The organism is Streptococcus danieliae, from assembly GCF_013415245.1.
Lineage (GTDB): Bacteria > Bacillota > Bacilli > Lactobacillales > Streptococcaceae > Streptococcus > Streptococcus danieliae_A.
In genome coordinates this window covers 1-2,976 of the sequence record NZ_JACBXX010000193.1, presented here as the reverse complement: position 1 = coordinate 2,976, position 2,976 = coordinate 1, and the positions used below count along the sequence as shown (strand labels likewise).

The following is a 2,976-nucleotide window of genomic DNA, read 5'->3' as shown; positions in this document are numbered from 1 at the left end:
AAATTTTCTCCGAAAGGCTGGAAATGCCGTCCCCATCAAGATAGTGTACAGAGTTTTAAGCGCAAGCTGAAGCGACTAACGACGAGGAAGTGGAGCATTGACCTAACGACACGGATTGAACGATTAAATTGGGTTATCCGCGGTTGGGTAAATTACTTCTCACTTGGTAATATGAAGACGATACTGACGCAAATAGATGAGCGTTTACGAACTCGTATCCGAGTCATTATCTGGAAGCAATGGAAGAAAAAATCGAGACGACTATGGGGACTTCTGAAACTAGGTGTTCCGAAATGGATAGCCGATAAAGTATCTGGCTGGGGTAACCACTATCAACTAGTGGCACAAAAGTCAGTCTTAAAGCGAGCTATATCAAAACCAGCCCTTACTAAAAGAGGACTGGTTTCTTGTCTAGATTTCTATCTTAAACGACATGCGTTAAAAGTTAGTTGAACCGCCGTGTGCCGAACGGCACGCACGGTGGTGTGAGAGGGACTAGAAATTAGCCTCTACTCGATTGTCTTTTTAAATCGGTGTGATTCGGACTATCCGATTCCTGCTAGCGAAATAGAAGTTATTACGGATTACCTGTTTTCGGTAGAGGAGTGGTGTTTTTATGAGTTATGGATATTAGCGAACGCCTGTGATTCCTTAAGTACACCAACCTTGGACTTGTTTTCTCAGGAGCTTTTATCTCGTACGCAGTTTTATATACAGATCGATGAAAATAGGCGGAGAGTTAATAGCATTTTGTTGAATACTTTAGCGATTCTATTAGATAGGGGAGAAGAACGTCGGGCTAGTAAATTGATTCGCCTAATTCAATCTTTAGACATTCTGGAAAATGATGTTTTTGAACGGCTACAGCTGAAATTTTGTCGGGCTCACTTAGCCTATCTGCAAGGGGATAAAGCTGCTTTAGATACGATGAAAGAGTGCCAGCGGTTTGCGGAGTTCTTGGATTGTTATTATTTGTCAGAAGCTATTTCTGAGACAATTCAGGGATTGGAGAAGGGTAAAAACTCTGTTGATAGTCGTTAAAATAAAGGAATTTTTCTGAATTTATGGAGTGTTTTCATGTAAGGGAATCAGATAAAATGTGGAAAAATCTGGAAAGCCGTGTGAAAGTTTGATAAAATATCCTTGTTATATAGAATGATATTAGTGTAAGGAGATTATCATGAAAAAAGTTTTGTTGCTTTTGGTATTAGTCGGTCTTGTTGTTGGTGGATGGATCTTGGTACAGTCGAATTCGGCTTCTTCTAAAGGAAGTAGTTCATTCCAGTTGTTTGGTACAGTGGATTTGAATGAAGAAAATCAGGATCAGGATGAGCTAGAAAGCTCTGATGAGGAGGATAGTTCCGAAGAGGAAGATGACTTTGGGAATTTTGTGGAGAATCATAAAACTCCTTGGTCTAAGAAGGTTGTCATTGAAGATAGCTCGCAGGAGCAGTCAAAGTGAGTCCAGAGTTTTGGGATTCAGCTAAAAAGCAGAGACTAGATTTGATCTGGTCTCTGCTTTTGTGTATATTCGTTGAAAATCAATGCTTCTTCTAGAATTAATCTTTGAGTTTTTGTCTATTGTGAAGTAGAAAGACGTTTAGGCTGATGGCTAGGGCGAGGAACAGGAAGAGAATCCAGGAGAGCGGTAAGCTTAAAAGCAATCCTGAAAATAGTAGCTGACTGACAAGGATGGTGGCTTGCAATAAAGTTGAGATACTAGAGCTGAGGATGCCCAGTTGTTCAATGGGAAGGTGGCTCATGAAATAGGCAGATACCTTGGGCTGGATACAGCCCATGAGAATCCCCATGAAAAAGATACAGAGGATTACTAGGGAGGGGAGCTGGCTTAGAAAGCTTAAAAAGAGTAGTGGAGCTAAGAGGCAGGTAGCCTGGATGATGTGAAGGAGAGAAAGGTTTTTAAAGAGAGTGGAAATGAGAATATTTCCTAGGATCGAACTAATTCCTAAGATAACGGAGACACCAGCAACAGTGGAAGCCGCCGACAAGATGGCGAAGTCAGGGTTGGAGGCGATGGTGGCTAGGATTAGAGGAATTAAAATGGAGAAAATGCCATTGATGCTGGCTAAAATACTCAGCAAAGGAATCATTTTAGGAGTTTGCTTCATTTGCTGAAGAGCTTCCTTTATAGAAGAGATAAGTCCTTGTTTTTCTTCAGAGTGAGTAACAGGAACAGTAGCCCTTCTTAATAGATGGGGGCGGAGATATAGGGTGAGGAGAGCTGCTAGTAAAAAGGTAGTGGCATTTAGAAAGGCTAGTTGACTATAGCTAATCCAACTGATCAGGGCTGCTCCGATGAATTGAAAAACAATGGAGCTACTAGCTTCGATCCCTTGCGTGGTGGCAAGGAGGGTTTCTCTTTCCTCTGGGGGGAGGAGTTGTACCTTAAGAGGGAGAAACAGGCTGTTTTCAAATTTACCAACTAAATCAGAAAAGAAATTGATGCCTACGAGGGCGAGGACTAAAATGAGGGCTGGATCAAACTGGAGCAGGAAACCAGCTAGGAGGTAGAGGGCGAAACGACTGATTTGACTGTAGAGAATCCAGTCTACTTTTTTTTCTTTTTGGTCAGCCCAATAGCCCATGAGGATACTAAAGAGAATTGGTAAGGATTCAGAGATGCTGACGAGTGCGATCGCTTGTTCCTTCTGAGGAACCAGCAATACATAGTTCATGAGTGCGAGACTATAGACAGTATCCCCGAAGTTCGAGAGCATATCGGTAAAAAAAGTAGCAAAATAGAGTTTGTGCTTTTTCAGATTCATAGAATAGACCTCCTATCTTAAAATATTATACACTAAAATACAGGGATATTCTTATTTATTTCATGAGCTTGGGACAAAAAGTCCCGTAAAGTATAAAAAGGAGAGATTCATTCGTTGAAATGAGTCTCTCCTTTTCTTTTTAGGTACTCCTCTTCCCATATTTGAGGAGGTTATTGGCCATAAGAACCAA

Annotated in this window: 4 protein-coding genes; 3 read left to right on the top strand and 1 reads right to left on the bottom strand. The window is 41.2% G+C overall.

The genetic code is table 11. The features are described from left to right. The 3 genes from HZY94_RS08975 to HZY94_RS08965 all read left to right on the top strand — a co-directional run. The coding region (locus HZY94_RS08975; RefSeq protein ID WP_306538732.1) for a group II intron maturase-specific domain-containing protein at positions 1-453 on the top strand (453 nt) is incomplete at its 5' end. Positions 454-501: 48 nt separating this feature from the next. After that, positions 502-1,041: an Rgg family transcriptional regulator gene (locus tag HZY94_RS08970; RefSeq protein ID WP_179925863.1), complete on the top strand. Its 540-nt coding sequence runs from the start codon at positions 502-504 to the stop codon at positions 1,039-1,041. 139 nt (positions 1,042-1,180) lie between these two features. After that, the gene (locus tag HZY94_RS08965) at positions 1,181-1,462 is read left to right on the top strand and encodes a hypothetical protein (RefSeq protein ID WP_179925862.1); all 282 of its coding nucleotides are present in this window, start codon (positions 1,181-1,183) and stop codon (positions 1,460-1,462) included. Between the two features lie 97 nt (positions 1,463-1,559). On the opposite strand, the gene HZY94_RS08960 is transcribed toward HZY94_RS08965, so the two are convergent. Then, positions 1,560-2,786, bottom strand: a complete 1,227-nt coding sequence (locus HZY94_RS08960) for an MFS transporter (RefSeq protein ID WP_179925861.1) — start codon at positions 2,784-2,786, stop codon at positions 1,560-1,562. Positions 2,787-2,976 lie beyond the last annotated feature (190 nt).